This is a genomic window from Luteibacter sp. (assembly GCF_009912395.1).
Lineage (GTDB): Bacteria > Pseudomonadota > Gammaproteobacteria > Xanthomonadales > Rhodanobacteraceae > Luteibacter.
Genome location: NZ_WNDO01000018.1, coordinates 42,784 through 68,982, shown reverse-complemented (window position 1 = coordinate 68,982; position 26,199 = coordinate 42,784). Strand labels below are relative to the sequence as shown.

The 26,199-nt window shown below is 66.1% G+C and carries 30 protein-coding genes and 1 tRNA gene; 14 read left to right on the top strand and 17 right to left on the bottom strand.

From position 1 onward, the window contains the following. Positions 1-6 precede the first annotated feature (6 nt). From GAK28_RS16295 to GAK28_RS16280, 4 genes are all read right to left on the bottom strand, one after another. Complete coding sequence (locus tag GAK28_RS16295; protein WP_291781454.1) at positions 7-654, bottom strand: flagellar hook capping FlgD N-terminal domain-containing protein; 648 nt, start codon at positions 652-654, stop codon at positions 7-9. A gap of 13 nt (positions 655-667) precedes the next feature. After that, a complete protein-coding gene (gene flgC, locus GAK28_RS16290) occupies positions 668-1,081 on the bottom strand; it encodes a flagellar basal body rod protein FlgC (RefSeq protein WP_291781451.1) in 414 nt (137 codons plus the stop codon). Next, entirely contained in the window at positions 1,078-1,497 is a 420-nt protein-coding gene (gene flgB / locus GAK28_RS16285) for a flagellar basal body rod protein FlgB (RefSeq protein ID WP_291781449.1), read from the bottom strand. Before flgB ends, flgC begins: the two co-directional genes overlap by 4 nt. A 148-nt stretch (positions 1,498-1,645) precedes the next feature. Then, positions 1,646-2,563 (bottom strand): chemotaxis protein, encoded by a 918-nt coding sequence (locus tag GAK28_RS16280; RefSeq protein ID WP_291781446.1) that lies wholly within the window; start codon positions 2,561-2,563, stop codon positions 1,646-1,648. Between the two features lie 224 nt (positions 2,564-2,787). On the opposite strand from GAK28_RS16280, the gene GAK28_RS16275 reads away from it, so the two are divergent. The 6 genes from GAK28_RS16275 (at position 2,788) to GAK28_RS16250 (ending at position 8,739) form a co-directional block, all read left to right on the top strand. After that, positions 2,788-4,095 carry a methyl-accepting chemotaxis protein gene (locus tag GAK28_RS16275; protein ID WP_291781443.1) on the top strand — a complete coding sequence of 436 codons (1,308 nt, stop codon included), beginning with the start codon at positions 2,788-2,790 and terminating at the stop codon, positions 4,093-4,095. Continuing rightward, positions 4,092-4,790 (top strand): flagellar basal body P-ring formation chaperone FlgA, encoded by a 699-nt coding sequence (gene flgA, locus GAK28_RS16270; protein WP_291781439.1) that lies wholly within the window; start codon positions 4,092-4,094, stop codon positions 4,788-4,790. The genes GAK28_RS16275 and flgA overlap by 4 nt, the downstream gene beginning before the upstream one ends. Positions 4,791-4,894: 104 nt before the next feature. Continuing rightward, positions 4,895-5,200, top strand: coding sequence for a flagellar biosynthesis anti-sigma factor FlgM (gene flgM / locus GAK28_RS16265; protein WP_291781436.1), 306 nt, complete (start codon positions 4,895-4,897; stop codon positions 5,198-5,200). Further along, a complete protein-coding gene (locus GAK28_RS16260) occupies positions 5,197-5,640 on the top strand; it encodes a flagellar protein FlgN (RefSeq protein WP_291781433.1) in 444 nt (147 codons plus the stop codon). The genes flgM and GAK28_RS16260 overlap by 4 nt, the downstream gene beginning before the upstream one ends. 63 nt (positions 5,641-5,703) lie before the next feature. Continuing rightward, the gene (locus tag GAK28_RS16255) at positions 5,704-6,978 is read left to right on the top strand and encodes an HDOD domain-containing protein (RefSeq protein ID WP_291781431.1); all 1,275 of its coding nucleotides are present in this window, start codon (positions 5,704-5,706) and stop codon (positions 6,976-6,978) included. 144 nt (positions 6,979-7,122) lie between these two features. After that, positions 7,123-8,739, top strand: coding sequence for an alpha/beta hydrolase (locus GAK28_RS16250; protein ID WP_291781428.1), 1,617 nt, complete (start codon positions 7,123-7,125; stop codon positions 8,737-8,739). A 46-nt stretch (positions 8,740-8,785) separates the two neighbouring features. On the opposite strand, the gene GAK28_RS16245 is transcribed toward GAK28_RS16250, so the two are convergent. The 5 genes from GAK28_RS16245 to GAK28_RS16225 all read right to left on the bottom strand — a co-directional run bounded on the left by GAK28_RS16245 (position 8,786) and on the right by GAK28_RS16225 (position 13,166). Next, the gene (locus GAK28_RS16245) at positions 8,786-9,196 is read right to left on the bottom strand and encodes an MAPEG family protein (RefSeq protein ID WP_291781425.1); all 411 of its coding nucleotides are present in this window, start codon (positions 9,194-9,196) and stop codon (positions 8,786-8,788) included. Positions 9,197-9,199: 3 nt separating this feature from the next. Continuing rightward, the gene (locus tag GAK28_RS16240) at positions 9,200-10,204 is read right to left on the bottom strand and encodes a TMEM43 family protein (RefSeq protein ID WP_291781422.1); all 1,005 of its coding nucleotides are present in this window, start codon (positions 10,202-10,204) and stop codon (positions 9,200-9,202) included. A 74-nt stretch (positions 10,205-10,278) separates the two neighbouring features. Beyond that, positions 10,279-11,130 carry an MBL fold metallo-hydrolase gene (locus GAK28_RS16235; protein ID WP_291781420.1) on the bottom strand — a complete coding sequence of 284 codons (852 nt, stop codon included), beginning with the start codon at positions 11,128-11,130 and terminating at the stop codon, positions 10,279-10,281. 10 nt (positions 11,131-11,140) lie between these two features. Next, on the bottom strand, positions 11,141-12,847 hold the full coding sequence (gene ggt, locus GAK28_RS16230; protein ID WP_291781417.1) for a gamma-glutamyltransferase: 1,707 nt from the start codon (positions 12,845-12,847) through the stop codon (positions 11,141-11,143). 61 nt (positions 12,848-12,908) lie between these two features. Beyond that, entirely contained in the window at positions 12,909-13,166 is a 258-nt protein-coding gene (locus GAK28_RS16225) for a YfhL family 4Fe-4S dicluster ferredoxin (protein WP_291781414.1), read from the bottom strand. 89 nt (positions 13,167-13,255) lie between these two features. Between GAK28_RS16225 and GAK28_RS16220 the strand changes: the two genes are divergently transcribed. Further along, positions 13,256-13,555, top strand: a complete 300-nt coding sequence (locus GAK28_RS16220) for a hypothetical protein (RefSeq protein WP_291781411.1) — start codon at positions 13,256-13,258, stop codon at positions 13,553-13,555. A gap of 10 nt (positions 13,556-13,565) precedes the next feature. Here the strand turns inward: GAK28_RS16220 and GAK28_RS16215 are convergent, their stop codons facing one another. Both GAK28_RS16215 and GAK28_RS16210 read right to left on the bottom strand, forming a co-directional pair. Next, on the bottom strand, positions 13,566-14,429 hold the full coding sequence (locus tag GAK28_RS16215; protein WP_291781408.1) for a pilin: 864 nt from the start codon (positions 14,427-14,429) through the stop codon (positions 13,566-13,568). Between the two features lie 106 nt (positions 14,430-14,535). Next, a complete protein-coding gene (locus tag GAK28_RS16210) occupies positions 14,536-15,495 on the bottom strand; it encodes an alpha/beta hydrolase (RefSeq protein WP_291781405.1) in 960 nt (319 codons plus the stop codon). 126 nt (positions 15,496-15,621) lie between these two features. On the opposite strand from GAK28_RS16210, the gene GAK28_RS16205 reads away from it, so the two are divergent. Then, positions 15,622-16,512, top strand: coding sequence for a LysR family transcriptional regulator (locus GAK28_RS16205; RefSeq protein WP_291781402.1), 891 nt, complete (start codon positions 15,622-15,624; stop codon positions 16,510-16,512). A gap of 15 nt (positions 16,513-16,527) precedes the next feature. Here the strand turns inward: GAK28_RS16205 and GAK28_RS16200 are convergent, their stop codons facing one another. Next, positions 16,528-16,980: a MarR family transcriptional regulator gene (locus tag GAK28_RS16200; RefSeq protein ID WP_291781399.1), complete on the bottom strand. Its 453-nt coding sequence runs from the start codon at positions 16,978-16,980 to the stop codon at positions 16,528-16,530. Positions 16,981-17,032: 52 nt separating this feature from the next. Between GAK28_RS16200 and GAK28_RS16195 the strand changes: the two genes are divergently transcribed. Further along, on the top strand, positions 17,033-18,145 hold the full coding sequence (locus tag GAK28_RS16195) for an NAD(P)/FAD-dependent oxidoreductase (protein WP_291781396.1): 1,113 nt from the start codon (positions 17,033-17,035) through the stop codon (positions 18,143-18,145). Between the two features lie 135 nt (positions 18,146-18,280). Here GAK28_RS16195 and GAK28_RS16190 read toward each other — a convergent pair whose 3' ends face one another. Genes GAK28_RS16190 through rsmD form a run of 3 tightly spaced genes read right to left on the bottom strand, consistent with a single transcriptional unit; the run spans position 18,281 to position 19,912 of the window. Beyond that, complete coding sequence (locus tag GAK28_RS16190) at positions 18,281-18,784, bottom strand: hypothetical protein (RefSeq protein WP_291781392.1); 504 nt, start codon at positions 18,782-18,784, stop codon at positions 18,281-18,283. 16 nt (positions 18,785-18,800) lie between these two features. Further along, positions 18,801-19,313: a pantetheine-phosphate adenylyltransferase gene (gene coaD / locus GAK28_RS16185; protein WP_291781389.1), complete on the bottom strand. Its 513-nt coding sequence runs from the start codon at positions 19,311-19,313 to the stop codon at positions 18,801-18,803. A gap of 29 nt (positions 19,314-19,342) precedes the next feature. Next, complete coding sequence (rsmD, locus tag GAK28_RS16180) at positions 19,343-19,912, bottom strand: 16S rRNA (guanine(966)-N(2))-methyltransferase RsmD (protein ID WP_291781386.1); 570 nt, start codon at positions 19,910-19,912, stop codon at positions 19,343-19,345. Between the two features lie 64 nt (positions 19,913-19,976). Here rsmD and ftsY point away from each other — a divergent pair, with 64 nt between their 5' ends. The 5 genes from ftsY (at position 19,977) to GAK28_RS16155 (ending at position 23,626) form a co-directional block, all read left to right on the top strand. Beyond that, positions 19,977-21,107 carry a signal recognition particle-docking protein FtsY gene (ftsY, locus tag GAK28_RS16175; RefSeq protein ID WP_291781383.1) on the top strand — a complete coding sequence of 377 codons (1,131 nt, stop codon included), beginning with the start codon at positions 19,977-19,979 and terminating at the stop codon, positions 21,105-21,107. A 29-nt stretch (positions 21,108-21,136) separates the two neighbouring features. Next, complete coding sequence (locus GAK28_RS16170; protein WP_291781380.1) at positions 21,137-22,165, top strand: AsmA family protein; 1,029 nt, start codon at positions 21,137-21,139, stop codon at positions 22,163-22,165. Beyond that, a complete protein-coding gene (gene mutY / locus GAK28_RS16165) occupies positions 22,162-23,208 on the top strand; it encodes an A/G-specific adenine glycosylase (RefSeq protein WP_291781377.1) in 1,047 nt (348 codons plus the stop codon). Before GAK28_RS16170 ends, mutY begins: the two co-directional genes overlap by 4 nt. Beyond that, positions 23,205-23,483, top strand: a complete 279-nt coding sequence (locus tag GAK28_RS16160) for an oxidative damage protection protein (protein ID WP_291781375.1) — start codon at positions 23,205-23,207, stop codon at positions 23,481-23,483. The genes mutY and GAK28_RS16160 overlap by 4 nt, the downstream gene beginning before the upstream one ends. Before the next feature lie 67 nt (positions 23,484-23,550). Then, positions 23,551-23,626, top strand: a tRNA-Phe gene (locus GAK28_RS16155). Between the two features lie 407 nt (positions 23,627-24,033). On the opposite strand, the gene GAK28_RS16150 is transcribed toward GAK28_RS16155, so the two are convergent. Continuing rightward, positions 24,034-24,717 carry an SOS response-associated peptidase gene (locus tag GAK28_RS16150; RefSeq protein WP_291781372.1) on the bottom strand — a complete coding sequence of 228 codons (684 nt, stop codon included), beginning with the start codon at positions 24,715-24,717 and terminating at the stop codon, positions 24,034-24,036. A 429-nt stretch (positions 24,718-25,146) separates the two neighbouring features. Next, positions 25,147-26,190, bottom strand: a complete 1,044-nt coding sequence (locus tag GAK28_RS16145; protein WP_291781369.1) for a tail fiber domain-containing protein — start codon at positions 26,188-26,190, stop codon at positions 25,147-25,149. Positions 26,191-26,199 lie beyond the last annotated feature (9 nt).

The window sequence follows — 26,199 nt, the reverse complement described above, 5'->3', positions numbered from 1 at the left end:
CTGGACTTACAGGATTTGCGCGATCTGGCTGAGCAGGGCGCCACCGTAGCCGGCCACCTGCACGTAGGTTCCGTCGGTGCCGGAGGCACCCACGCCTTCCACCTTTCCGCGAGCGAAGGTATCGATCGCGTCGCCGCCGGAAGTCGCGGACATCTGGTAGACACCGTCCGGCAACTGCGTGCCGTCGTCGGACTTGCCGTCCCAGGAAAACTTGGCGAGGCCGGCGTCGGGCTGGCCCAGGGAAATCGTGCGCACGACGTTGCCGGAGCTGTCCTTGATCTGCACGTTGACGTAGGTGCCGGAGTTGGGCACGTTCACCGCGCCGTCCATCTCCTTGTTGGTCAGCTTGCCGGCCTTCGACGCGACGAGCGCCTCGCGCCCCACCAGCGACGCGGCACGCACGAACTGGTCGCCCGTGAGGTTCTTCGACAGGCCGTCGAACGACTGCTGCAACTCCTGCGTAGCCGCGACCTGCGAGAACTGCGCCATCTGCGCCACCATCTGGGTGGAGTCCATGGGCTTGGTCGGATCCTGGTTGGTCATCTGCGTGACCATCAGCTTCAGGAAATCCGACTGCGACAGCGTCTGCTGCTGAAGCTGGTTGGAGGACGACTGACTAGAGCCGTAACTGTTGTTGCCTACCGCATCGACCATGACTGGTTACCTCTTATTTGCCCAGGTCCAGCGTTTTCTGCATGAGCTGCTTGGCGCTGTTCATGACTTCGACGTTGTTCTGGTAGGAACGCGACGCGGAGATCATGTTGACCAGCTCGTCGACCGGATTGACGTTGCTTGAATAGACATACCCATTGGTGTCGGCCAGCGGATTGGAGGGCTCGTAGCGCGACTGCACGGGCGCCTGGCTTTCGGTGACGCCCAGCGTGCGTACGCCGGCGTTCTCCATCTGGCCGTTCACCTGCTGCTGCACCGCCGAGAACATCGGCTGCTTCGCGCGATAGGCCGTCGCCTCGCTGCTGGCCACGCTGTCGGCGTTGGCCATGTTGCTGGCGGTGGTATTGAGTCGCGCCGACTGCGCGGCCATGCCGGAACCGGCGACGTCGAAGATCTTGAGCAGGCTCATGAGCTGGATCCTGTGATGGCGAGACGCATGGCGTGGATCTGCCCCGTAATGAAGCTGAGCGAGGCCTGGTAATGGATGGCGTTGCTCGCGAACTGCGCCTGCTCCATTTGGGTGTCCACGGTGTTGCCGTCCATGGTCGGCTGGGTCTCGACGCGATAGGCGAGCTTGTTGCCGTCGGCCATGGCGACCGCCGGATTGCCGCCTAGGTGGCCGTCGGACGTGGAGGTCATCGACATCCGATCGCCCTCCTCCGCACCCGTGGCGGCGGTGAGCACCTTGCGGAAGTCGAGATCGCGGGCGAGAAAGCCCGGGGTGTCGGCGTTGGCGAGGTTCGACGAAATGACCTCGGCACGACGCTGCCACAGGCCCAGGGCCTGGGCGTGAACGCCGAATAGCGGATCCTTGTTGTCGATCATGGGCTCGGGCCCTCTCTTTAGGCTTGGCCAGAAGGCTTAGGCAAGAGGCGTGCCATGAACGACAAACGGCGCCGTGGCGCCGTTTTCAGGGGATCGACAAGGGGTGGCGCCGGAATTCCGACGCCCGACGGGCGTCGGCCGGCCGTCGTCAGGCCGGCAGGAGGTCGAGCACCGCCGTGGCGAGAATGTCGGGCTGGAACTTGGCGATGAAGCGATCAGCCCCCACGCGGGCCACCATCGCCTCGTTGAAGACGCCACTCAAGGAACTGTGCAGCAACACCTTCAGGTGACGCAGTTGGGGGTCTTCGCGGATCGCCCGGGTGAGCGCGTAGCCGTCCATCGAGGGCATCTCGATGTCGGAGACCACCAGCGCCACGCGTTCTTCTTCCGGCCCCATCGCCAGGCTGCGCAGGCAATCGAGGCCCTCGCTGCCGTCCTTCGCCACGACGCATTCCAGGTCGAGCTTGCGGAACAGGTCCACCAGCTGCTTGCGGGCCACGAGGGAGTCGTCCACCACCAGCAGGCGACGGTTTCCCGCCAGCTGGATATGGGCCGCCTTCTGCACGCGCTCGGAGATCTCGACGGTGCGGGGGTCGACGCTCGCCAGTACTTGCTCCACGTCCACGATGGCGACGAGGTCACCGTCGAGGCGGGTCACGGCATTCACCCGGGAGCCATAGCCCAGGGCCGGCGGCGGCGCGGCCATCTGCGAACCATCGACATGAACGATGCGGTCCACATCGGACACCAGGAAGCCCTGCACCGAGCGGTTGAACTCGGTGACGATCAGGTGCGCGCTGTCCACGCTGGCCAACGGCGGGTAGCCCATCGCTGCCGCCAGGTCGATGACCGGGATGGTGTTACCGCGATAGTCGAAGCTGCCCGAGACCAGCTCGTGCATGCTCGGCATCCGCTCCAGGCGCGGCCGGCGTAGCACCTCGCGCACCTTGAACACGTTGATCCCGAACGCCTGCCTGTCGCCCAGCCGGAACAGCAGCATGGCCACACGGTTGTGGCCCGCGAGGCGGGTGAAGGTTTCGACGGTGTCGAGAAGCGGTCGGGCCATGGAGTGAAGATGACTTTCGATGTGGTCAGGTCCGTATCGGCCGGGGTCCGCCGTTCTTTACCTGTAGGAGCGCGCCTTGCACGCGACCGGTGATACGTCATCGCCAAAACCGGTGGCGCGCAAGGCGCACTCCTACAGGGCGAGGGATGGCATGGGTATTGCTTGACTCAAGTCCGAAGGCCCACGACCGATGTAGTGGGCGTCCTATGGAAAAGCGAACCACTATGTCCTTGCTCTGGAGTCAGCACGTCCGTCTTCTTGCCCAGGCTGCCGCCAGCGGCGATGCCGCGCGCGTGCGTGCGCTGGCAGCGCAGTATCCGGCGGCCGCCAGCGCGCTGGGCGGCCTGCTCAAGCCCGCCGAGCCGCGTACCGCGCCGGCGTCCACCATCCAGGCCATCGAGCAGCAGGGCATGGTGCTGACCAACGCCCAGGCCCTCGGCGCGACGCTGCAAGACCTCGGTTCCGCCGTGGAAGGCGCACGTGACGCCGCCGGTCGTTTGACGGAAGCCGGCGCCAGGATTTCGACGGCACTCGACCAGGCACGCTCCGGCGTGGGCGGCATGGCCGACGCCGGTACGCAGGGGCAGTCCACCGCCGGCGAACTCGACGGCCAGCTGCGCCTGCTGCGCAGCGCCCTGTCGGGCATGAGCCGCAACCACGCCCAGTTCTCCGAATACTTCACCGCGATCCGCAAGCTCACGGCGACCGTGCAGGACATCGCGCACCAGACCAACCTGGTCGCGCTCAACGCCGCCATCGAGGCCGCGCGCGCCGGCGAAGCCGGCCGTGGCTTCGCGGTGGTCGCCGACGAGGTCAAGCAGCTCGCGGAAAAGACGACCCAGGCCACCGCCGAGATCGATGAGGTGACCAAGGCCGTGGGCGAATTCTCCGGCCAGCTCGACGAAGCCGTGCAGAACAGCCTGCGTCGCCTGGAACAGACCCAGTCCGGCATTGCCGGCATGCAGGCCTCGCTGGGCCGCGTGGACGGCGCCGTGCGCGCCGCTCGCGACGGCATCGAGTCCGCCCGCGACGGCATGGGCAACATGCACGAGCGCATCGCTGGCGTGCAGTCCGCGCAGTCCGGCCTCAACCGCACGTCCAACGAGGCGCGCCGCCAGGCCGACGCCGCCGCGCGCGCCGCCGTGCTGGCCCATCGCCTGTGCCTGTCGCGCCTGGAGACCGAGGGCGAACTCGACGTGGCGACGCTGAGCCAGATGATCCGCGAAGCCAGCCAGGGCCTGCGTTATGCGCTGGAGCTGTCGGCCCGCGACCCGGCCGGTATCGACCGTCGCTGGCTCGACACCACACCGCTCACCCGTTGCATCGACCAGTTCCTCGCCCGCCGTGGCGATGGCGCAGGCGAGGCGATCCGCACCGCCGGCGAGCGCTTCTCGACCCTGGCCTCGCAGTACGCGTTGACCCTGGGCGAGGGACGTCATGCCGACGCCTCGCACATGGTGCCGACGCTTACCCGTGAACTGGACGCCATCGTCCAGGGCCTGTCGTCGGCGCTCGGGGAGCGCGCCGCGTGATCGGTCGCCGCCTGTCCAGCGCGCTCGTCTGCGTCGTCGCCTTCGCCTGTACCCAGGGCGCGGCGGCCACGACGCAGGAGACCGTGCGCGCGACGGCGGTGTCCTGGCTACAGAAGAACCGTACCCTGCCCGGCGCCCGCATGACCGCCGAGGCCGACTCGCTCGACAGCCGCCTGCGGCTCGCCGACTGTGCCGCCCCGCTGGAGGCGTCGCTGCCGGGCAACCGCCCGCTCGGCGCGCGGGTCAGCGTGGTCGTGCGCTGCCCGGTGCCGGGTGGCTGGACCGTCCGCGTGCCCGTGCGGGTCAAGATGTTCACCAACGTGCTGGTCACCAGCCGTCCGCTTACGCGAGGCGACGGGATCGGCGCCAGCGACGTGCACAGCGAGGAGCGCGACGTCGCCACCCTCGCCTACGGCTACATCGCGGGACTGGATCAGGTGGACGGCCGCTCGCTGACCCGCCCGCTCAACGCCGGCACCGTACTCACCCCCGGCATGCTCGCGGGCCGCCAGGCCGTGCGGGTAGGCGACGCGGTGAGCATGGAGGCCAACGTCGACGGCGTCACCATCCGCGCCGATGGCGTGGCGATGGGTGCCGGCGACGCCGGTTCGCGCCTGCGGGTCCGCAACGCCTCGTCGGGCAAGGTGCTCGATGCCGTCGTCCGCGGGCCGGGGGTTGTCACCGTCCTGCCATGAACAAAATCCCAACCGCGTCACATTTCACCGCCTGACCCCCGTTAAAGTTTGCCTCCGGATCGCCGATAAGCTCTCCGCAGGACACAGGTTCCGAGGAAACACCCATGACCAACACCATCAAACCCGGTCTCCAGCCGCAACAGCCCCCGGTGCAACTGCGCTCGCAGAACGCGCAGGCGGGTTCGACCGCGCAGGCCCAGGGCGCCACCGGTGTCCGTCCCAGCGACGACAGCGTGAAGATCACCGACTCGGCCAAGGCGCTCGACGCCGCCAGCCGCGGTGACGGCGTCGACACCGCCAAGGTGGAAGCCATCCGCGCGAAGCTGGCCGAAGGCACCTACAAGCCCGACTCGCAGGCGATCGCCAGCAAGTTTCTTGCGATGGAAGGCCAGCTCGGCGGCAAGGTATGACCGACTCGCCCGCCTCCGACTTCGACGCGGCCCTCCGCGCCGTCATGGACGAACTCGCCCATGAAGTGGACACCTTGCACGCCAGCCTGATCGACGAGCGCATGGCGCTCGACCAGGCCGATGCATCGTCCCTCGAAGCCGCAGGCCGGGCGAAAAGCCAGTCGCTGGATCGCATCGAGAAGCTCGACGTCGAGCGTCGCCACCTGAGCGACGCCGCCAACGTCGACTCGCTCAACGATCCGCGCTGGTCGCACACGATCGATCGCCTGCTCGAATGCCGGCAGATCAACGAGGTCAACGGCCGCATCGTCGGCCAGCGCATGGGCCACGTACGCCAAGCCCTCGCGCTCATCTCCGGCGACACGCCGGGCGGGTCCACCTACGGACCCGATGGATCGACGCGGATAAAACTCCGTTCCGCGACGCTTGCACAGGTTTGAGTCGACCGAAACAGCGATAATCCTTCCGTCAAGCAATCACCGAACGGCGCACGACCCAGATCCATGGCAGCGAATCCCCAGCCGAACGCGGTGAACGACGACGGAATCCTTCCCATCGTTCGTATCCCGATCCTCGACCGCAAGCAGGCGTTGTTTGCCTACGAGCTTATTTTTCCCCGCCCCGCCGGCAGCGATATCGACGCCGCGGCGCACGCGCATACGCAGGCCACGCTGAGCGCCATCGCGGACGGCAGCCTGAAGCGCCTGGTTCGCGACAACCGCGCGTTCCTGCACATGTCGCGCGACCTGCTTCTGTCCCATGCCGACATCCTGCGCCATAACGCGCGCATGGGTGCGAGCATCAGCGCCGACGTGGGCCTCGACGACCAACTGCTGACCCGCCTTCGCGAACTGAAGAGCCAGGGCTGCCTGTTCATGCTGGAAGACTTCAACCTTCCGGCCGACCCCGAGCGCCGCGCGGGCGTCGACGCCCTGCTGCGCATCGTGCAGTTCGCCAAGGTGGCGGTCGACCATCGTCACCCGGTGGCCGCGCGCGCGCACATGGACTACGTCCACGCGTTCGGCGTCAAGGTGATCGTCACCGGCATCGACACCCACGAGACCTTCGTCGACTACGCCGATCAGGATGTCGACGGTTTCCAGGGCAAGTACCTGCTGCGACCGGAGCGCGTGGACATGCCGCGCCTCACGCCCAGCAAGCTTGGCGTGCTGCGCCTGATGGGCGCATTGCAGGACGACAACAACGGCCCGGTCGAACTGGGCAAGATCGTCCGCGACGACGCGATCCTCAGCTACAAGCTCCTGGGCTGCGTGAACTCCGCCTACTTCGCCCTGCCCCGCCAGCTGAAATCGGTGGAACAGGCGGCGGTGTTCTTCGGCGTGAACCGCATGCGCAACTGGATTTTCACCATGGCCGTCTCGGGCATGGACGAGCGTCCGCCGGAACTGCTTCGCCTCGCGCTGATCCGCGCGCACATGTGCGAGAAGCTCGCCCGCAACGTGAAGCCCGAACTGCAGGAGATGGCGTTCACCGCGGGCCTGTTCTCGCTGCTGGACACGCTCATGAACGTGTCCATGGCCTACGTGCTCGAACACCTGCCGCTTGCCCTGGAAATCCGCGAGGCGCTGCTGGAAGGCGTCGGTCCGTTCGCCCCGATCCTCGACCAGATCCGCCACTGGGAACAGGGCGAACTGGAAGGCGAGAACGAGCTCGACGAGCAGCACCTGCAAACCATGGCGACGATTTACCACGAAGCCACTGGCTGGGCAGACCACGTCTACGCCTTCGCCGACGGCTCAGCTACCTCCGAAGGCTGATCGCGGCGGCTCCGCACCACGGCGTCCGGCGGCAAGTCACCACGCCATCCGGCGCGCATGCCTTGCTGCCGTACGGCAGCTCCATCGTTACGTTGGACGACCACCGCGATCGGCGGTGGTCACCATCACGCATGGAGCGCGCACATGAAACCAAGCCTTCTGTCCTTCGCCCTCTTCGGGGCGATGGCCTCGTTTTCCGTCGACGCCACGACGAATCCCCCCTCTTCCCCCGCCCCTGTCCTGAGCTGGGGCCGCTGCACCCTGGGAACAGGCACCTCGCTGGATCCCGACCTGTTCGCGCGCATCGACTGCGGCTGGATACAGGTACCCCATGACCGCGGCGCCGTGTCGTCACCACAGGTCCGACTTCCCGTCCTGCGTGTGCGCGCCGCGAAACCGGAACGATACGAAGGCACGGTGTTCTATCACCCTGGCGGTCCCGGCGTGGATCCCATGTCGTACCTGCTGTCGATGGCGAAGCATTGGAACGCGGTCGACATCACCGACCCCAACTTTGGTGACCTGCGCCGTCTGGCCGAACGCTACGACATCATCGCGGTGACACCTCGTGGCCTGACGGACGATACCCGGCCGGAATGCGTCGCCTTCACGGGAGAAAACGCCTCGCAAGCCTTGCTCGCGCCCGACGATGACGAGGCCTGGCGTACGCTCGTCGCCGATACGCGCGCTTTCGCCCACTCGTGCGGACCGAAGGCCGCGCTGATCCATACCGAGGCCCAGGTCGAGGATATCGAGGCCGTACGCGCCGCCATGGGCCTTTCCACGGCGCACTTCTACGCCACGTCGTACGGCACATGGGTCGCCACTTGGTATGCCGCCACGCATCCCGCACACACCGGTCGCCTGTTGCTGGACGCGAGCGTCGACTTCCAGCGACGCTGGCTATTCCAGCAAGCCGGCCTGCACATCTATCGCGAACGCGCCCTGATCGCGGACGCGCTCAAACCCGCCAGCGAACGGCCGGAGGTCTATGGGTTGGGAACCTCCAGCCCGGCCATTCGCCAGAGGCTGATCGGCATGCCCTTGTTCATGCGGCGCCTCTGGGCACCGGCCATCTCGTTTCCCGAACATGTCGTCGCCGCGCTCGCCATCGCCGACGAGTGGCAAGCGATGCCCCAGGACCAGCGATCCTTCGATGCCTTACGCAACCGCCTCATGAGGCATGCCTTCCATAAGCAGGACGATATCGATCGCGAGATGCGCAAGGACGCGTTCGCCCTGGCGGGTGCGCTGTTCCAGGACAACGAATCGCCACGCCCCGTACCCTACGGAGGCACCGCCGCCATGTTCGCCGTCTACTGCAACGACTCCATCTGGCGCGCTTCTCCCGACGAGATCCGCCGGGGTGTGCGCTTCATGGACACGCAGGTCGCACTACCGCGAGGCAACGATGCGGTGATGAGCCTGATCTGCGCCGCGTGGCCGCATGTCGCGCACCCGCGCCCGTCGTTCGATGTACTCAAACGCCTGCCGTCGATCATGTTGATGCACGCCAGCAGCGACTGGGCCACCCCGATGGGCGCCGCCGAAGCCATCGCGGAACAACTTCCCAACAGCCACCTGCTGATCACCCGAGGCCTGCAAGGCCATAACAGCCTCGGCCAGCCCATGGCCGCTTGCGCGACCCGCCATGCGGCGCATTACTTGCTGACCGGCGAAACACCCACCACCTCGCGTACCGAATGCGTCCTGGGCGAACCAGGCGATGCGTCCACGCATCCGGCCCACCAGGAATTGTGATCGCAAGGTGCTGCTCCGCCTCGGCGGAGCGGCACCGGTGGGCGGATCAGGCCAGGCCTGGCAACAAAAGATGGATCGCCACGTATTGCCAGAGCAGAAGCAGGGCCATCGCCAGGATCACCAACAGGGTGGCCGCCGCGCCGACCGTGCGCCCTGGAGAGGAACCCGGCGTCTTCGACAGGCCCTGCGCGTGGTACAGGCGCGCCAACAGCAACACGATGCCGAAGGCATGCAACAGCCAGGGCCAGGTCTGGTTGAGCTCAAGCACGAGCATCAGCAGCAGGGCCAGGGGAACGTATTCGGCCGCGTTGCCGTGGGCGCGAATCGCGCACGCCACGCTGCGGTTGCCACCATCGCCCAGGCCTAGCCCGTTGCGACGGCGCAACAGCATCACCCGCAGGGCGAGACCGATGACCAGCAAGGCGAACAGCGCCGCGTAAAGTCCAGTGATGCGCATGGGTCAGTGTCCTCCCGATGCGGGGCGTTGCTGCATACGCCAGATGGCGAGGCCCGCGCCCAACACCGCCATCAGGGCCCATACACTGCTGGCCATGGCGTCGTGCGTGACCCAGAGCAAGCCACCCGTCGCGGTGACGACGACCGCACCGACGCCGAGCGCGAACAGCGGGTCTCCCTTCACCCGGCTACCGGCCGCGAGGAACAACACACCGAAGGACGCCAGCAGGCCGGCGAGCACCCGTAACGTCATCACGGCCGTCGGCGCTTCAGGCAAGGCAGGTAGCACATCGCGCAGGGTACGTTCGCCCACCTGCACCTCGAAACCGGGATTCGTACCCTGTGCCTCGCCTGGCGCAAGCAATTCGCCATCGATGCGGGCCAGCACGGTCATCGACTGGAGCGGCACGGCCTCCCAGCTCACCCGCAGATCGCCCAGGCGCGGATGCTCTGGCTTGCCGCTGGTGACCAGATAATCGCCGGCACGCTGGAAGGTGGCGGCAAAATTGGCCGGGAGGTGTTGTTCGTCCGGCGGTACCGTCATCCGTCCGGGAAACGCACGAATGATCGGCGTGGACAGCCGGAAGTTGCCGAGCCTCACCTCGCCCGCCTCGAACTGCCGCCCCTGGATAGGAAAGGCGCCCGGATTGGCATGCCCTGCCGGCTTGGCGAAACGCGCGGCATCGACGGGACGATCCACCCAGTCCAGTTCGTAGTGCGTCTCACCGCCGACAGTGATCTCGCGCCACTGGAACATTTCCACATGGCGGACCAGCAGCGGGGAATCGGCGCGGACGCCGAACTCCTTGTCGTGTGGCGCGTCGATGATCTTCGGCAGGCCACTCACACGCGTCAGCGAACCGTACTGGCCCGCCGAAGGGCGTCCCTGGTCGCCGAGGTCGAGCACCGCAGGGCCCTGCTTCTGCAGGGCGGTGGCGTAATCGATCGCCCGATGCTCATTCCACAGCAATAACGCCAACGCGATCAGGATGAGCCCCAGGCCCATCATGCGCGATCGCCAATGGCGTCCGTATGTTTTCGTCTTGCTGAAGACCATGCTACCCCGCCCCATCGCTTTACCGGTCAGACGTCCAGGCCGACCAGGCTTTCATGAATGTCGGTGGCGCCGTAGCGCCCCTTGTCGTCGCGCGTCACCGACGCCAGCGCGCAACCGTGATCGTGCGTAAAGAAAAGCCGGACACCGCGCGCCAGCGTGTCGTCGAGGAAGGCTTTCTTCTCGTCGATGAGCTTTTCGGGCCAGCGGTCGTAACCCATGGTCACCGGCAGGTGCACCCAGGGTCGCCCGGGGATCAGGTCGGCGCAGAACGCCACGCCGCCGACCTCGGCCAGCATGAGGCCGGGCGTATGTCCCTCGGAGAAACTGAAGCGAACCGAAGGCCCCAGCGACGATGTTTCGCCCTCGCGCACCAACTCAAGACGCCCGCTGGCTTCAAGCAACGGAACCAGCTCGGGAATGAACGACGCACGGTCGCGTGGATGCGGCTGGCGCGCACGTTCCCAATGCTCCGCACCCACCAGGTAGCGTGCGTTCGGAAACAGCAGGCGCGGCGGATGGCCCTCGTCCCATGCGGCAAGCAGGCCACCCGCGTGGTCGAAGTGCAGGTGTGAGAGCACCACCGCGTCGATATCTTCGTGGGTGAGCCCCGCATGCGCGAGCGATTCGAGTAGCACGTGGCGATCTTCCACCACGCCGTAGCGCTCGCGCAGGGCCGGCTCGAAGAACGCACCGATGCCGGTTTCGAACAGCACGTTATGCCCGTCGAGGTTCTTCACCAGCAGGCAGCGGCAGGCGAGCGGAATGCGATTCTGCTCGTCGGGCTCAATCCAGCGCGTCCACATCGCGTGCGGCGCGTTGCCGAACATGGCGCCGCCGTCGAGGCGTTGCGAGTTGCCGGTCAATGACCACAGCTTCATGCCATCGACCTCACTGCACCTTGCCAAGGCCGGACGGGCGACGCGGATCGCTGGCCGCGTCGAGGGTGTTCGTGCGGTGGTCCCAGGTCACCACGTTCATGAAGCCCCAGGGCGAACGATCCTTCAGCACGTGGCCCATCGCCGTGAGCGCCTTCGCGGTGGCGTCGTCGAATGCACCCGGCTCCACGTCGACGCGATCGGGCAGGTACTGATGGTGGTAGCGCTTCTGCGCCACGATCTGGTCGGCGTTCTTGCCATCGATGAAGGCGAGGATGCCTTCGAGCACCTGGGTGATGATCGTCGAGCCACCCGGCGAGCCGATGATGGCGGTGCGGTCGGCACCGAAGACGAAGCTCGGCGACATCGACGAGAGCATGCGCTTGCCCGGCTCGGGCGCGTTCGCCCAGGAGTCGCGCAGGCCATAGGCATTGGGCTGGCCGGGCACGAGCGCGAAGTCGTCCATCTCGTCGTTGAGGATCACGCCGGTACCGGCGGCGATGAAACCCGAGCCGAACTCCAGGTTCACCGTGAGCGTGGATGCCACCATGTTGCCGTCGGCGTCGATCACCGAGAAGTGCGTGGTGTGCATGCCCGGCTCAGGCGCCATAGCCGGCGGTAGCAGGTCGGATGGCGTGGCTTTGTCCGGTGCGATGGTGGCGCGCAGGCCATCAGCGTAGTGCTTCGACAACAGCATGTCGAGCGGCATCTTCACGAAATCGGGATCGCCGAGGTATTCGTTGTGGTCGCGGAAGGCGCGGCGCATCGCCTCGATCGTGTAGTGCAACGAGTGCGCGGCATCGAGCTTGGTGAGATCGTAGCCGGACAGGATGTTGAGCACTTCGGCGATGGCGACGCCACCGGACGACGGCGGCGGCGCGGTGACGATACGGTAGCCCTTGTAGTCGACGCTGAGCGGTTCGCGCTCCTTGACCTTGTAGCCTTCCAGGTCGGCGGCGGTCCACTTGCCACCGGCCTTGCGCGTGGAGGAGATCAGCAGCTTCGCCGTATCGCCCTTGTAGAAACCGTCGTGCCCCTTCGCCGCGATGCGTTCGAGGGTTTTCGCCAGGTCGGGCTGCTTCAGGGTCCAGCCCTGCTCCGGCGCCTTGCCACCCGGCAGCAGCACCGCGGCGGAGGCGGGCCAGCGCAACAGCGTGTCCTTGTGTTCGGCGATGGTGTTGAGGAAGCGACTATCGGGCTGGAAGCCTTCCTTCGCGATGCGGATCGCGGGGGCCAGCGATTCGGACAAGGGCAGCTTGCCGTAGTGCTCGGCCATCCAGACCAGGCCAGCCGGTTCGCCCGGGATGCCGGCGGACAACGGGCCGCGCGTGGAGGCGTCGCGGTTGGGCTTGCCGTCCTTGCCGATGTAATCCTTCATGTCCACCGCCTTCGGCGCGGTTTCGCGGGCGTCGATGAAGGTGTTGCGGTTATCGGAAGCGCGGTGCAATAGGGCCATGAAGCCACCACCGATGCCGGAACTTTGCTGTTCCACCACGGCGAGCGTGGAGGAGACCGCCACGGCGGCGTCGAACGCATTGCCGCCCTTGGCCAGCACTTCAAAGCCGGCGTTGGTGGCGAGGTAGTTGGCGCTGGCGATGGCGGCATGGCCAGGGCCACGTGACGGCGCGGGCGGCGCCTTGTCCTGGGCGGCGGCCGTACCGCCGCCGATGACGAGGAAAAGGCTCGCGGCAAGCACGCGCCACGACGGAGCATGGGTCATCGATGTCTCTCCGGAAACTGGATCGCTGCCGTCGAGATTAACGCATGACGCCCACGAGGGCTCAGGAAGCGGCCTTCGCCATCAGGTGCTCGTACTTCAGCATCAGCTGATCCTGCGTTTCCGCGTGGTCGGGATCGTGCGGGATGCATTCCACCGGACAGACCTCGACGCATTGCGGGTTGTCGAAGTGGCCAACGCATTCGGTGCACAGGTTGGGGTCGATCACGTAGTACAGCTCGCCCAGCGAGATGGCCTTGTTGGGGCACACGGGCTCGCAGACGTCGCAATTGACGCAGGTGTCTAGGATCATCAGGGACATGCGGTCGATTTTACCCCAAACCGCCCCCTCCTCGCCCCGGCGGCGAAAGCTATGCTATTCAGTCTCCCCCACCCACGGACGAATCCTGCGTGACACCGCTTCCCTGGCCCTTCGTCGATACGCCGGTCACCGATCCGGCCCGGGATTTCGCCTATGTCGGCCTGCTGCCGACCCTGCTGGCCGTGGCCGCACTGATGGCCGGCTGGGCGGTGGGTCGGGTGGCCCGTCGACGCCCGTTGAAGGCGACCCAGCGCTTGGCCCTGTTCACCGTCTTCGTCGCCTGCCTGACGGTCGCCGGCTATGTGGGCATGGCGTCCACCTGGGCATTGACGCATACGCACGCCAAACGGGACCAGGCGACCGCGCCGGGGACAGCTCCGGCGAGCTGAAGCGCTTCCGTCAGAATCCCGTACCCGGTACGCGGGGCAATCCGAAGGGCGGTTTGGTACAGGAATTGGCCTGAAACGGCTCTCCGTCCTGGCAGGTCCACCGCACCACGTGCCCAGGCACGTCACCCCGCACGGGCACGAAGGTAAACCAGCGGCCGCCATCGTCAACATCGAACAAGGTGGAAAACGGATCCTTTCCGAACAGGATCCTGACGCTGCCATGGTCGATGGTCAGCGAGGCGACGTATCGGCCGCCTTCCGTACCCGGCTGCGGCAAGCCGGCTTCACGATTGTCGTTGGGTAGTCGTCCCTCGTGCGCGGAGGCGAAGGCTTCGACGGCATGCCTCGCCGCGTCGCCCAGCGTCGCGACCTCGGCGAGCTGCCGCGCCTTGAGGCGCTCGGGCAGTCCACCATAGACACCGGCGACGCAGATCATTGCGTGAAGGCCGAGCACGAAGGCGACCAAGTAGGCGACGGCCCAGTTTTCCGCCCCTCCCATCGATCGGCCGGGGAAGGAGGCCCGAAAGAACCAGGTAGCCAGGATACCGACGTTGATCAAGGCCACCGGAAATTCGATACCGTCCGAACCGTCGCGATCGATCAGCGCCTTGACGAAGACGACCAGCGCGAAGATGGATCCCAGCAGGCCGATACCCAATCCGATCCGTAACCACTTGAGCCCGGCCACCGGTCGACCGGGCCGGAGCAGGCGTATCCAGGCAAAGACAAGGGTCGTCAGGCCGACGACCCCGGTGAATCCGATGCCGACGACCAGCCCGATCAGGGACAAGGGGAACAACAGGACGACGTATCCGACGACGGCCGGCGCGAAGGCGAAGAACAGATCGGTGCGCTTGCGGTCGTAAACGTACATGCGGTCTGCTCCCTGAAGCTGCATAGGGTAGCCCGTTCGTCGCGATGGCATCCAGCGGCGAATCGGGCGATACGTTTCGCACGCGCTGCGGTACCGCCGGTGTGTTTCAACTGGCGCGCGCGCGCCTCTCTGCGCGTTCTTGCACCGTCGCGAACGCCTCCTCCAGGAAAGTCACCGCGTTGTGTAGCGCCTGGTCCGCTTCGGGCAGCTGCCCCGCGCAGAGATGCCAGACGTGGAACATGCCTGGCCAGACCTCGAGCGAGGTCCGCACCCGGTTTTCCCCCAGATGACCCGCGAGGCGAATCGCATCGCTCAGCATCACCTCGTTCTCGCCGATCTGCACGAGCGTCGGCGGCAGGCCACGCACATCGGCAAACACCGGCGATGCGTCGGGATCGGTGGCGAGGGTATCGCCAAGGAAGTTGCGGGTAAGCAGTTCAAGGTATTCGACGCTGCACAACGGATCAAGACCATCCCTGTCCCTGGTCGATGCGCCGCCATGGGTCAGATTCGCCCAGGGCGAGATGGCGACACCACCTGCCGGAAGCGCAAGCCCCGCGTCGCGTGCCCTGCGCATGATGGTGATCACCATCGCACCACCCGCGGAATCACCGGAAATGGCCAGCGACGAGGGATCGACACCTTTCGCGAGCAGGCCACGGTAGGCCTGGAAGGTATCGTCGATCGGCACGGGGAAACGATGTTCCGGCGCCTGCCGGTAGTCGGGCAGGTAGACGGTCGCGCGAAGTCGCTGCGCGTAGTGACCGGCAAGACCGTGGTAGCCATCCGGTCCTCCATGCGCGTAGCGGCCACCATGGATATAGAACAGCGTACGGCCAGCCTCGACATGCTCCGGGACCACCTGTGTCGTACGCACGCCGCCCAGGTCGATCCGTGAAAACGTGACACCAGGAGGTGCCGGAAAAAGCGCGGCGAGCGTGTCGAGGTACATCGTGCGCGCCTGCGTCCAGTTCGTGTCGCTCCCTCCCTTCAGCAAGCCTGCGATGGGTGCCGCGGAGGCGGCCCAACGCGCGAGGGCGTCCTGGATGGATGATGGCAAGGGCATGGGTCTTCTCCGTCAGATTGGGAAATAGATTTCGCGTATGAAAATCATGCGAGCTATATTCACGAAATGGTTTCCCCAAAGCGTTTCCGCGCCGTCCCCGCCGTCCATTCCGGCTCAGGTATCGACTTGGGCGCCCTACGCGCCTTCGTGGCCGTCGCCCAGACAGGCAGCTTCATCGCAGGCGGCAAGTCCCTGGGACTGACCCGCTCCGCGGTCGGCAAGGCACTCGCCCGCCTGGAGACCCACCTGGGAACGCGCCTTCTGCACAGGACGACACGCCGCGTGGCAATGACGACGGATGGCGAACTGTTCTACGAACGCTGTACGCAGGTGCTGGCCGACCTCGACGACGCCGAAGCAAGCATCCGTCAGGAGCGGCCCGAACCGAAGGGTGTCCTGCGCATGACGGTATCCGGCGCGTTCGGGCGGATCGTGGTGCTACCCGTGCTTCGCGACTACCTCGCCGCATGGCCCCGCGTGGAGGCGGAGGTTAGCTTCAGCGACCGGGTGGTCGATCTCGTGGAAGAAGGCTACGACCTGGGTATCCGTGTGGGCGGTGTCGCGCCGGACTCGTCGCTTGTCGCCCGTGTCGTCGCACGTTCGCGTCCGGGTTTCTATGCCGCGCCGACCTACCTGGCTTCAAGGGGCGAACCTGAGCGACCGGCCGATCTCTCGAAACACGAGCGCCTTCTCTTCGGATCGCGAACGACAACGTATCCATGGACGTTTCGCACCCCAGATGGCGAGCGCATCGCCATCGAGGCAAAGAGCCGATGCCTGTTCGACAGCGGCGAAGCCATTCGCGATGCCGCGGTCACCGGCATGGGCATCGCTTTCCTTCCCGACTTCGTCGCGAAAGACGAAGTAGACAGCGGTCGTCTCCGTGCCGTGCTGACGTCGTGCGTGACGGACGAGATCGCCGTCTTCGCCGTCTATCCCCACCGCAGGCATCTTTCCGCCCGTGTCCGCGTCTTCATCGACATGCTGACGGAGCATCTGGATACCGCAGGCTCCTGAACGCGTCGCGGGGGATCAGCCTTTCGACACGCGTTCGAGATTCGCCTGGATCCGCGACAGTAAGTCTTGCAGCACATCGCGCTCCTCCCGTGAAAACCCTTCCAGCGCCTTCACCGCCAGGCTATCCATCACCGCCTTGCCAGCCGGCAATCGCCGCGTCGCCTGCCCCGTTAGCGAGACGAGTCGACTACGCCCGTCGGCCGGATCAGGAACGCGCTCGATCAAGCCATCCCGCTCCATGCGATTGAGCAACTGGGCCATGCTCGGCTGCTCGACCTGCGCTACCCGCGCCAGCTCCGCCTGCGACGAGGCACCGGCGTTCTTCAGCGTGACCAGCACAGGAAGTTGCCCCACGGCCAGGCCCACCTGGCGAAGCGGCTCGTCGACCTGCTTGATAAAGGTTCGATAGATCTGGCCAATGCGGTGCAACGAAGCCCCTGACTCGGCTACACGGGAGTCACTTGTCATTACATAGCCTCCTATCTATATTACATAGGAACCTATATTACTCGGTGACCTCATGCATTCCCATCCCAGGATCGCCATCGTCGGCGGAGGCCCAGGCGGCCTCACGCTGGCGCTCCTTCTCCACCGCCAGGGCATCCCCAGCATCGTCTTCGAACGGGACAGGCACCCGACGGAACGCCCCCAGGGCGGCACGCTGGACCTTCACGAGGGCTCCGGCCTGCTCGCGCTGGAACAAGCGGGGCTTATGGATGCCTTCAGGGCCGCGGCCCGCTACGAAGACCAGGGCTCGCGTCAGTACGACACGCAAGGTCGCCTGTTGTTCGACCACGATCCAGGGGCGGAGGGCGAGCGTCCCGAAATCGACCGGTCCGCCCTGCGGGCCATGCTGCTCGATGCGCTTCCCGAGGACACCGTGCGCTGGGCGCGGAACCTGCGCGATATCCACGACCATGGGGACGGTCGATGGAACTTGGTCTTCGACGATGGCGTCGAGGGGCCTTTCGATCTGGTGGTCGGCGCGGACGGCACCTGGTCGCGCATTCGTCCGCTGCTGTCGCCCTACAAGCCGCAGTACAGCGGCGTGTGCTTCATCGAATTCGGTATCGACGATGTCGATCGCGCGCACCCCGCGCTGGCGGCCCTGGTCGGTCGCGGCAAGATGGGCGCGGAGGGCGGTGGCAAGGCGCTCATCGTCCAGCGCAACGGCCACTCGCATTTCCGTGGCTACGCGATCTTCCGCGTTCCCCTGGGCTGGGCGGAGAAACGTTTCGACTTCACTTCGCCGCAAGCCGTGCGCGAGGGCCTGATCCGCGAGTTCGACGGCTACGACGACACCCTACTCGACCTGATCCGCGCCAGCGGCGATCGCTTCGCCGTGCTGCCCTTGCATGCGCTTCCCGTTGGCCACTGCTGGAACCACCGCAAGGGACTCACGTTGCTGGGCGATGCGGCGCACGTGATGTCGCCCTTCGGCGGCGAGGGCGTCAACAACGCCATGCACGATGCGCTTGAACTGGCACGCGCGCTGACCGGCGAGAGCACGTTCGACGATGCCGTGGCGGCTTACGAGACCGCCATGTTCGCGCGCATCGTTCCATCGGCCGAAGAAGCCGCCATCTCCATCGCCACCCTGCTCTCCCACGACCCCGAACCATATCCCATGTAGGAGCGCGCTTGCGCGCGATGGGCGCTCGCGACAACCCTGCATCGCGCGCAAGCGCGCTCCTACGATACGGCCAAAAAAAACGCCCCTCGAACGAGGGGCGTTTCATTGTCACTACCGGACCGAAGTCCGGCGCGATCACATCGCGACGAAGCGGAAGGTCGCGCCGCTGGAGGCCAGGGCGTCGGCGACGCGCTGCTGGTCGGCCTGGTCGCCGATGAACAGCACGATCACGTTCTTGAACGTACCCGGCTGGGCGTTCTTGAAGGCTTCGACGATCAGGTCGGCGGTCTTGGCCGATTCCGGGCCACCGAAGACGAGCATGTTGCCCGGGGTGACGCCGCGGGCGACGGTGCCCTGGACGTTGTCGAGCTGGCGCTGGCGACCGTCCTGGCCTTCCTGGTCGTCACCGGCCGGCACGAAGTACGGGAACGGACGGTCGGCCGTCATGCCCTGCATGTTCTTGCGCACGATCTGGCCGAAGAACTGGCTCCACGCCTTGGTGTCCTTCGGATCGGTCGGCTTGGAGACGGCGGCTTCCTGCTGGGTGGCGGCCTGGTCGGCGTCTTCCGACTTGTTGCAGGCGGAGAGGGCCAGGGCGGCGGTCAGGGCCACGGACGCGGCGAGAACGAACTTACGCATGATGATCACCTTTGGTTTAAGAGTTGCGCCAGCGCTGACGCATGGCCTGCTGCACCGCCGGATGCACGAAGCCGGATATATCGCCACCAAGGCGACCGATTTCACGCACGAGCGAAGAGGAGATGAAGCTGTACTGCTCCGCCGGCGTCAGGAACAGCGTCTCGACCTGAGAAATCAGGTGACGGTTCATGCTGGCCAGCTGGAATTCGTATTCGAAGTCGGACACCGCACGCAGGCCGCGCAGGATCACGCCCGCGCCGATCTCGGTGACGAAATCGGCGAGCAGGCAGTCGAACCCGCGGACGGTGACATTGGGCAGGTCGGCCAGCGCGAGGCGAGCCAGCGCGATGCGCTCATCGAGGCTGAAGCCCGGACCGCCCGGACCCTTGTTACGACTTTCCGCCACGGCGACGATGATGCGGTCGAACAGCGGCGCGGCGCGCGACACGAGATCGGCATGGCCGTTCGTGATCGGGTCGAACGTGCCCGGATAGACGGCGAGACGCGGATTGACCGGCGGAGGAGTCATGGACAAGGGAAGTCGGAGGAAAACGCGGGCTAGCTTAACGGATCGGCCGGGGTGCGGCGATAGAGGGCATAAGCCACTTCACCCGCCTGGCCCTGGCGGTGCGGCAGCCAGTGGGCGGGCAAGGCGAACGCCGCGCCACGCGGCGATTCCACGTAGATCCAGGCATCGGCGGCCAGCCAGCCACCTTCTTCGAGCCAGCGGGCGGCCTCTTCCCAGGCGTCGGCGGCGAATGGCGGGTCCATGAACACCACGTCGAACGGCTTCCCGCCGCCCTTCAGCCAGCGCACGGCATCGTCCGCCACCACCCGGGCCTCGACCTTCAGGCGGGCGAGATTGGCCTTGAGGGCCTCGGCCAGCTTCGGCTCCCGTTCCACGAACGTGGCCATGCCGGCCCCGCGGGACAGAGCCTCGATCCCCAGCGCGCCCGTGCCTGCGTAGAGGTCGAGGCAGCGCGCCCCACCGATCACCGGCTGGAGCCAGTTGAACAGGGTTTCGCGTACGCGGTCCGACGTGGGCCGCAGCCCCGGCATGTCGGGAACCTCGAGCTGGGAGTTGCGCAGGTTTCCGCCAACGACGCGGATACGACCGGAGCCGTTCATCGATCAGCGGCCAGTGGGGGCGGGAGTGCTAGCATTCACCTATTGTCTTTGAATCCGTCGCGCAATGCTCAAGTTCTGGAAAAAGAAGCCCGCCGAACCCACCGCGAAGCCCGAAGAAGCGCCTGTCGAGGAACGCATCGACGCGCCGGCCGACCCGGTCGCGGTCGAAAGCACCCCGGTCGTGGCCGAGGCGCTTGCCGAAACCGTGGCCCCCGCGCCCGAGGTTCCGGACGTCGCTCCCGAGGCCGAGGAAGCCGAAGTCGTCGAAGCTGCCCAGCCCGCGCGCCGCAGCTGGCGCGAACGCCTGGCCGGCAGCGGCTTCGCGAAAAGCCTCACGTCGCTCTTCGTGCGCAACCCCAAGCTCGACGACGACCTGCTCGACGAACTGGAAACCGCGCTGATCACGGCCGATGTCGGTGTCGAGGCGAGCACCAACCTCGTCGAAGCGCTGCGTAAACGCATGCACAAGCGCGAGTTCGCCGACGCCGCCGAATTGCTCAAGGCGCTGCGCGCCGAACTGGTCTCGTGGCTCAAGCCCGTGGAGAAGCCGCTCGACGTCTCCACGCACACGCCCTTCGTGATCCTCACCGTGGGCATCAACGGCGTGGGCAAGACCACCACCATCGGCAAGCTCGCACGCCGCTACACCGACGAAGGCCGCAACGTGCTGCTCGCCGCCGGCGACACCTTCCGCGCCGCCGCCGTGGAGCAGCTGAAGACCTGGGGCGAACGCAACAAGGTGGCCGTGGTCTCCCAGGGCCAGGACGCCGACGCCGCCAGCGTGATCTTCGACGCCCTGCAGGCTGCGCGCTCGCGCGGTACCCAGGTGCTCATCGCCGACACCGCCGGTCGCCTGCACACGCAGGGCGGCCTCATGGACGAGTTGGGCAAGATCGGCCGCGTCATGAAGAAGCTCGACACCACGGCGCCGCACGAAGTGCTCATGGTCATCGACGGCACCACCGGCCAGAACGCGATCAGCCAGCTGCGCCAGTTCCGCGACACCGCGAACGTCACCGGCCTGGTCGTCACCAAGCTCGATGGCACGGCCAAGGGCGGCGTGATGTTCGCGCTGGCCCGTGAGTTCGGCTTGCCGATCCGCTACGTGGGCCTGGGTGAAACCGCCACCGACCTGCGCGTGTTCGACGCGGAAGCCTTCGTCGACGGTCTCCTGCCGACGCATCTCGGCGGCTGAGTGGGCATGGCACGGGCCAGGTCGCGGCGATGAACCGGCGGCTACGCATCGGGTTGTACGTCGTGGGCGGCATCGTCACGGTGTTCGTCGTGGCCGCGCTGATCGCCACTTATGTGGTGCTGCAACCCGAACGCTTCACGGCACTGCTGCAATCGCGCGCACGCGCCGCCGGCCTGGAGCTGACACTGGCCAGCCCCGCCAGCCCTACGCTCTGGCCCAAGCCCGCGTTGGAGCTGGATGGCCTCACCCTGCGCGGGCAGGCCACCAGCACGCCGCTGCTTGCCGCTTCGCGCGGCAAGCTCGTGTTGCCATGGCACACGCTGCTCGGCGGCGAAGCGACGATGTCGCGACTTGAAGTGGAAGGCGCGCGCATCGACGTCGACGCCATTTCCGCCTACCTCGATACGCTGCCGCCGCGTCCGTCCATGGCTGGCGCCACGCTGCCGACAATCGACGCCGGTTTCCGTATCACGCGCGGTACCCTGCTCCGCGGCACGCGGTTGTTGTTGTCGAACATCGACGCCAATGCCGACCGCCTCGCCAGCGGGAAGAAATTCGCCCTTTCGATGACGGCGCGCACCGCCGACGACACCCCGTATTCGATGAACCTCGAAACCATGCCCACCCTCGACCATGGCGTGCTCGATCTCGCGGACGTACAACTAGGGCTGTCCAGCAAGGACCGTTTCGAAGCCAGCCTGCACGGTACCGCCACCTGGCGTGGCGGTGCGGACGTGGGCGCGTCGCTCGCCGGTAAGGTGACGCGTACCGACGCGTCCCCGTACGACATGGTGCTGAGCGTGACGCCCGCCAACCAGAACGATCCGCTGTTTGTCGCCCTGAAACTCGACGGCGACAACGAGCATGCCGACCTGCGTGTACCGCCGATCGCGATCGCCGAATGGTGGACAGGCCTGCACGGCACAGGCTCGCCGTCGCTGCCACCGTTGGTGGGCAACGCCGACATCGATCGCGTCGATGTCGGCAGTCTGCATATCAAGGGGCTGCACCTGGAAGCCACGCCGGCCCAGCCTTCGTCGGTGGGCGCCGCACCTTGAACGTCTTCGCACGCGAACTGCTCCGCTGGTACGACCACCATGGACGCAAGGACCTGCCCTGGCAGCATCCGCGCAGCGCCTATCGGGTGTGGTTGTCCGAGATCATGCTGCAGCAGACCCAGGTCGTGACCGTCATGGGTTACTTCCAGCGCTTCGTCGATCGCCTGCCCACGCTGCGCGACCTCGCCGAAGCCGACGAAGACACCGTGCTCGCGCTGTGGTCGGGCTTGGGCTACTACCGTCGCGCGCGCTTCCTGCACCAGGCGGCGCGCCTGTGCATGGAACGCCACGATGGCGACCTGCCGCGCGATCTCGACGCGTTGATGGACCTGCCCGGCATCGGCCGCTCCACCTCAGGCGCGATCCTCGCGCAGGCGCATGGCATGCGCTTTCCGATCCTCGACGGTAACGTCAAGCGCGTGCTCACGCGCTACCACGGCATCACGGGTTTTCCTGGCGAAAGCGCCATCGAAAAGAAACTCTGGGTGCACGCGGAAGAGCACACGCCCGCCAAACGCACGGCGGACTACACGCAAGCGATCATGGATCTTGGCGCCACCGTCTGCGTGCGCAGCAAGCCGGCCTGCCTGCTCTGCCCGCAGGCCGCGACCTGCGTCGCGCATCGCGACGGTCTTACGGCGGTGCTGCCGACGGTAAAGCCCGGCAAGAAAGTCCCCACCCGTTCCGTCGCGATGCTGCTGGTGCGTGACAAGAAGGGACGCGTGCTGCTCGAACGACGCGGTCCGCAAGGCGTCTGGTCCGGCCTGTGGAGCCTGCCCGAAGCCGTGGACGCCGATAGCGCCCCCGGGGTGGCCGCCACCCTCGCCCGCGTGCGCCAGCCCGATCCCCTGCCCGCCTTCACCCACGTCTTCAGCCATTACAAGCTGGACGTTTCCCCCATCCTGTTCGACCATGCGGCCCCGCTCGCCGCCGTGGCCGACCGCGCCGACCGGCGCTGGTGCGATCGCGCGGAACGGGCGGCCCTCGGCCTGCCCGCCCCGGTGCGCACGCTGCTCGACAACCTTCCGGAAATATCCCCATGACGCGCACCGTCCATTGCGTGAAACTCGGCCGCGACGCCGACGGCCTCGACTTCGCCCCCTGGCCCGGCGACCTGGGTAAGCGCGTCTACGACAACGTGTCCAAGGAGGCCTGGGCCCAATGGCTCAGCCACCAGACCATGCTGATCAACGAGATGCGCCTCTCCCCCCTCGACCCGAAGACCCGCAGCTTCCTCGCGGGCGAGATGGAGAAGTACTTCTTCGGCGGCGACGTGGTCCAACCGGCCGGCTACGTGCCGCCCGAAGAAAACACTTGACGAACACCTTCACACCCGATTTAATACGCGGCTCAACTCGCCGCAACGTTGACGTTGCAGCACCCGTGGCTGAGTAGCTCAGTTGGTAGAGCAGGGGATTGAAAATCCCCGTGTCGGCGGTTCGATTCCGTCCTCAGCCACCATTATTTAAGGCCTCGCAGCGATGCGGGGCTTTTTGTTTTTCTAAAAACTTCGGGTGTTGCTAAAAACTCAGTCGCATTTTCTGGTCGCAACATGCGCGAGGACATCGCGTTAGACACTTGGTCCTCAATTGTTCCGGGAACGGAAGTCGCGAGCTTTGATACTTGCTCCCCCGACAATGGACACATGAAACGAGTCCGCCCCTCCCTGTATGCCGCCCGCGCAGATGCCGGCGGCCGTGATGCCAGCCACGCGACCCGTCGCGCCCTGTCCCAGCGCGGCTACTGCCGGAAGCACTACCGGTCCTATCCCCTCAATGTGATGTACCAGGGGATGTTGAGGCCATTCGCCTGCGTCGAGTGCCACCCGGCGATGCGGGTATACGAGCCAAAGCCGTCGGCCGGCTGGGTCAGCCGATAGGCTCGATCAGTTCCGGCCCCTGGCTCCGCGGGTTGCTGACGGCCTTGGTGACAGCGTGATACGCAAGCTGCGCCTCTGGCACCTGGGCCAGCACCGTCCCGGCGTCGCTCGCGCTGCCCTCACACCATGGTTGCCACAGGTCGGGCGGCAGGATCACCGGCTGCCGGTCGTGGATGTCGCCCGAGACGCGACCAGGCTCGCCGGTGAGTACCGTGAAGGTGTGGACCCACGGATCACCATCGGTGAGCCGCCAGCCCTCCCATAGGCCGGCCATCATGATCAGGCCGCCGTCGGGCGCATGGATGTAATACGGCTGCTTGTTGCCCGGCTCGCCCTGCCACTCGTAGTAGCCGGACGCCGGCACAAGGCAGCGGCGTTTGCGGTAGGCCGCCCGGTAGGCCGGCTTGTCGGCCACCGTCTCCACGCGGGCATTGATCATCTTGGCAGCCGCCTTGGCGTCCTTGCTCCAGGATGGGATCAGGCCCCAGCGGTAATCCCGCAGGTGGTAGCCACCCTCCCCGTAGACGACCACCGGGGCCGCCTGGGTCGGGCAGACGTTGTACTGCTGCCGGTCATCAAGCATGCGCCACATGTCGATGTCCATCTGATGCACGATCGCTTTGGCCTCGCGATTGAGGCTGACCGGGCCGTAGATGGCATAGCGTCCGCACATGGGCCGAGGATAGCGCCAGGGCGTGACGACGGCGTCACCAGCGCCCTCGCCGTTGCCGGCGCTTGGGGACCACAATGTCCGGATAGGGGCGCCCCATTGCGTCACACCCATCGCCCCGCTCGTACTGGTGCGCGGACAGGGTCGATACCAGGCTGTGACTTGGCCCCGCAAGCCGCTCCCCGTGACACGCCAGATATCGGGCAACATGCCTCTGGGCCGCCGATAGCGACACATAACGGTAGGGCCCCAGGTGCTTCGGCCCGCGGGAAAACGTCAGATCCCACCCTCCTGAAACCATCTGCAAGCAGCAAATGGGCGTGAGGCCACCCGAGTCCCTGTAGTGGTACTCGACAGGGATGTCCTGGCGGGTGCGGGTCTCGCAAATGATCATGCCGGCGAGCCTACGCCGGGGCGGTCTCACCGGATGAGTTACGCCGGTCTACCGCCCTCCAGCGCATCGACGCGCGCGGCGAGCTGCTGGACTGCCCGCACCAGTGGCCCAATCAGCTCCTCGTATCGCAGCCCCTCCGGGCTGCCGGGGACTTCCGGATCGCCACCGGACCAGATGCCCGACGTCGCCGGGTCGATGCCCGCGGCGCGAAGCGCATCGGCGACCTCCTGCGAGATGAGGCCCTGGTGATCGCGCCGCCCCGGGCGAGGCGTGAGCACTTCCTCCATGACAGGGGTCGTGACCTCGCGCATCACCGGGCGCCCTGATTCGTCGACCACCGGCTGACCATCTTCGTCGTAGGTCGGCTCCAGGTGCGTCGTCGTGCCCGTCTGTTCGCGCGTAGAGACCTTCTCAGACTCGCGCAGCTTGTAGCTCACCGGCCGGAGCGATCGTACAAAATCTAGACCGAGCGTTGTATCCGCGATGTCCGTCTTGTAGTTCCGGTCGGACGTGTTGATCGTGCCAGAGACCGCGTAAATCTGGGAAAACCGCAGCGACGAGTTACCAACACTACGAGCGTTGTCGGCCGAAGGAAGCACGTCGACGCCAGCATGATGCACCATGTATTCGACGCTTCCGTAAGACCAGCCTCCGTAGGCAAGATTGCCGGTTCCGCTTAGGCCAAAGTACGCACCCTGAAAACCGTTTCGATAGAAGCACACGAATGCAGCGGCAGGAGAATTTGTACCTCCATTCTCTGGGGTACTGTTGATCCGCATAGCCGCCTGGTTGCCATTTGAAGAGCCAATCACTAAGCCGCCCGCATTCGGCGCGTCAACCAATATTGCATTGGCGCCAACGTATGTGCGCACAACTCCTGTCAGAATGCCTCCTGTGCGCTGTAAGGCACCGGTGATGCGCGAATCATCGCCCGCAGCGACCGTCCCCGCCGTCGTACCGACATTCTTCGACGATGCGTTGCCAAGTGCGTTAAGCCTTTGATCTAGGTCAGCGCAATTCGCATCAAGCAACGTAAGTGCTGCTGTCGGATTCGCCTTCCAATCTACCCGCGGGATACTCATCACGATCTC

Bases quoted from the DNA above. Each gene is read 5' to 3' on its own strand.
- GAK28_RS16295 (WP_291781454.1), bottom strand. From the start codon at position 654: ATGGTCGATGCGGTAGGCAACAACAGTTACGGCTCTAGTCAGTCGTCC.
- flgC (WP_291781451.1), bottom strand. From the start codon at position 1,081: ATGAGCCTGCTCAAGATCTTCGACGTCGCCGGTTCCGGCATGGCCGCG.
- flgB (WP_291781449.1), bottom strand. From the start codon at position 1,497: ATGATCGACAACAAGGATCCGCTATTCGGCGTTCACGCCCAGGCCCTG.
- GAK28_RS16280 (WP_291781446.1), bottom strand. From the start codon at position 2,563: ATGGCCCGACCGCTTCTCGACACCGTCGAAACCTTCACCCGCCTCGCG.
- GAK28_RS16275 (WP_291781443.1), top strand. From the start codon at position 2,788: ATGTCCTTGCTCTGGAGTCAGCACGTCCGTCTTCTTGCCCAGGCTGCC.
- flgM (WP_291781436.1), top strand. From the start codon at position 4,895: ATGACCAACACCATCAAACCCGGTCTCCAGCCGCAACAGCCCCCGGTG.
- GAK28_RS16260 (WP_291781433.1), top strand. From the start codon at position 5,197: ATGACCGACTCGCCCGCCTCCGACTTCGACGCGGCCCTCCGCGCCGTC.
- GAK28_RS16255 (WP_291781431.1), top strand. From the start codon at position 5,704: ATGGCAGCGAATCCCCAGCCGAACGCGGTGAACGACGACGGAATCCTT.
- GAK28_RS16250 (WP_291781428.1), top strand. From the start codon at position 7,123: ATGAAACCAAGCCTTCTGTCCTTCGCCCTCTTCGGGGCGATGGCCTCG.
- GAK28_RS16245 (WP_291781425.1), bottom strand. From the start codon at position 9,196: ATGCGCATCACTGGACTTTACGCGGCGCTGTTCGCCTTGCTGGTCATC.
- GAK28_RS16240 (WP_291781422.1), bottom strand. From the start codon at position 10,204: ATGATGGGCCTGGGGCTCATCCTGATCGCGTTGGCGTTATTGCTGTGG.
- GAK28_RS16235 (WP_291781420.1), bottom strand. From the start codon at position 11,130: ATGAAGCTGTGGTCATTGACCGGCAACTCGCAACGCCTCGACGGCGGC.
- ggt (WP_291781417.1), bottom strand. From the start codon at position 12,847: ATGACCCATGCTCCGTCGTGGCGCGTGCTTGCCGCGAGCCTTTTCCTC.
- GAK28_RS16225 (WP_291781414.1), bottom strand. From the start codon at position 13,166: ATGTCCCTGATGATCCTAGACACCTGCGTCAATTGCGACGTCTGCGAG.
- GAK28_RS16215 (WP_291781408.1), bottom strand. From the start codon at position 14,429: ATGTACGTTTACGACCGCAAGCGCACCGATCTGTTCTTCGCCTTCGCG.
- GAK28_RS16210 (WP_291781405.1), bottom strand. From the start codon at position 15,495: ATGCCCTTGCCATCATCCATCCAGGACGCCCTCGCGCGTTGGGCCGCC.
- GAK28_RS16200 (WP_291781399.1), bottom strand. From the start codon at position 16,980: ATGACAAGTGACTCCCGTGTAGCCGAGTCAGGGGCTTCGTTGCACCGC.
- GAK28_RS16195 (WP_291781396.1), top strand. From the start codon at position 17,033: ATGCATTCCCATCCCAGGATCGCCATCGTCGGCGGAGGCCCAGGCGGC.
- GAK28_RS16190 (WP_291781392.1), bottom strand. From the start codon at position 18,784: ATGCGTAAGTTCGTTCTCGCCGCGTCCGTGGCCCTGACCGCCGCCCTG.
- coaD (WP_291781389.1), bottom strand. From the start codon at position 19,313: ATGACTCCTCCGCCGGTCAATCCGCGTCTCGCCGTCTATCCGGGCACG.
- rsmD (WP_291781386.1), bottom strand. From the start codon at position 19,912: ATGAACGGCTCCGGTCGTATCCGCGTCGTTGGCGGAAACCTGCGCAAC.
- ftsY (WP_291781383.1), top strand. From the start codon at position 19,977: ATGCTCAAGTTCTGGAAAAAGAAGCCCGCCGAACCCACCGCGAAGCCC.
- GAK28_RS16170 (WP_291781380.1), top strand. From the start codon at position 21,137: ATGAACCGGCGGCTACGCATCGGGTTGTACGTCGTGGGCGGCATCGTC.
- GAK28_RS16160 (WP_291781375.1), top strand. From the start codon at position 23,205: ATGACGCGCACCGTCCATTGCGTGAAACTCGGCCGCGACGCCGACGGC.
- GAK28_RS16150 (WP_291781372.1), bottom strand. From the start codon at position 24,717: ATGTGCGGACGCTATGCCATCTACGGCCCGGTCAGCCTCAATCGCGAG.
- GAK28_RS16145 (WP_291781369.1), bottom strand. From the start codon at position 26,190: ATGAGTATCCCGCGGGTAGATTGGAAGGCGAATCCGACAGCAGCACTT.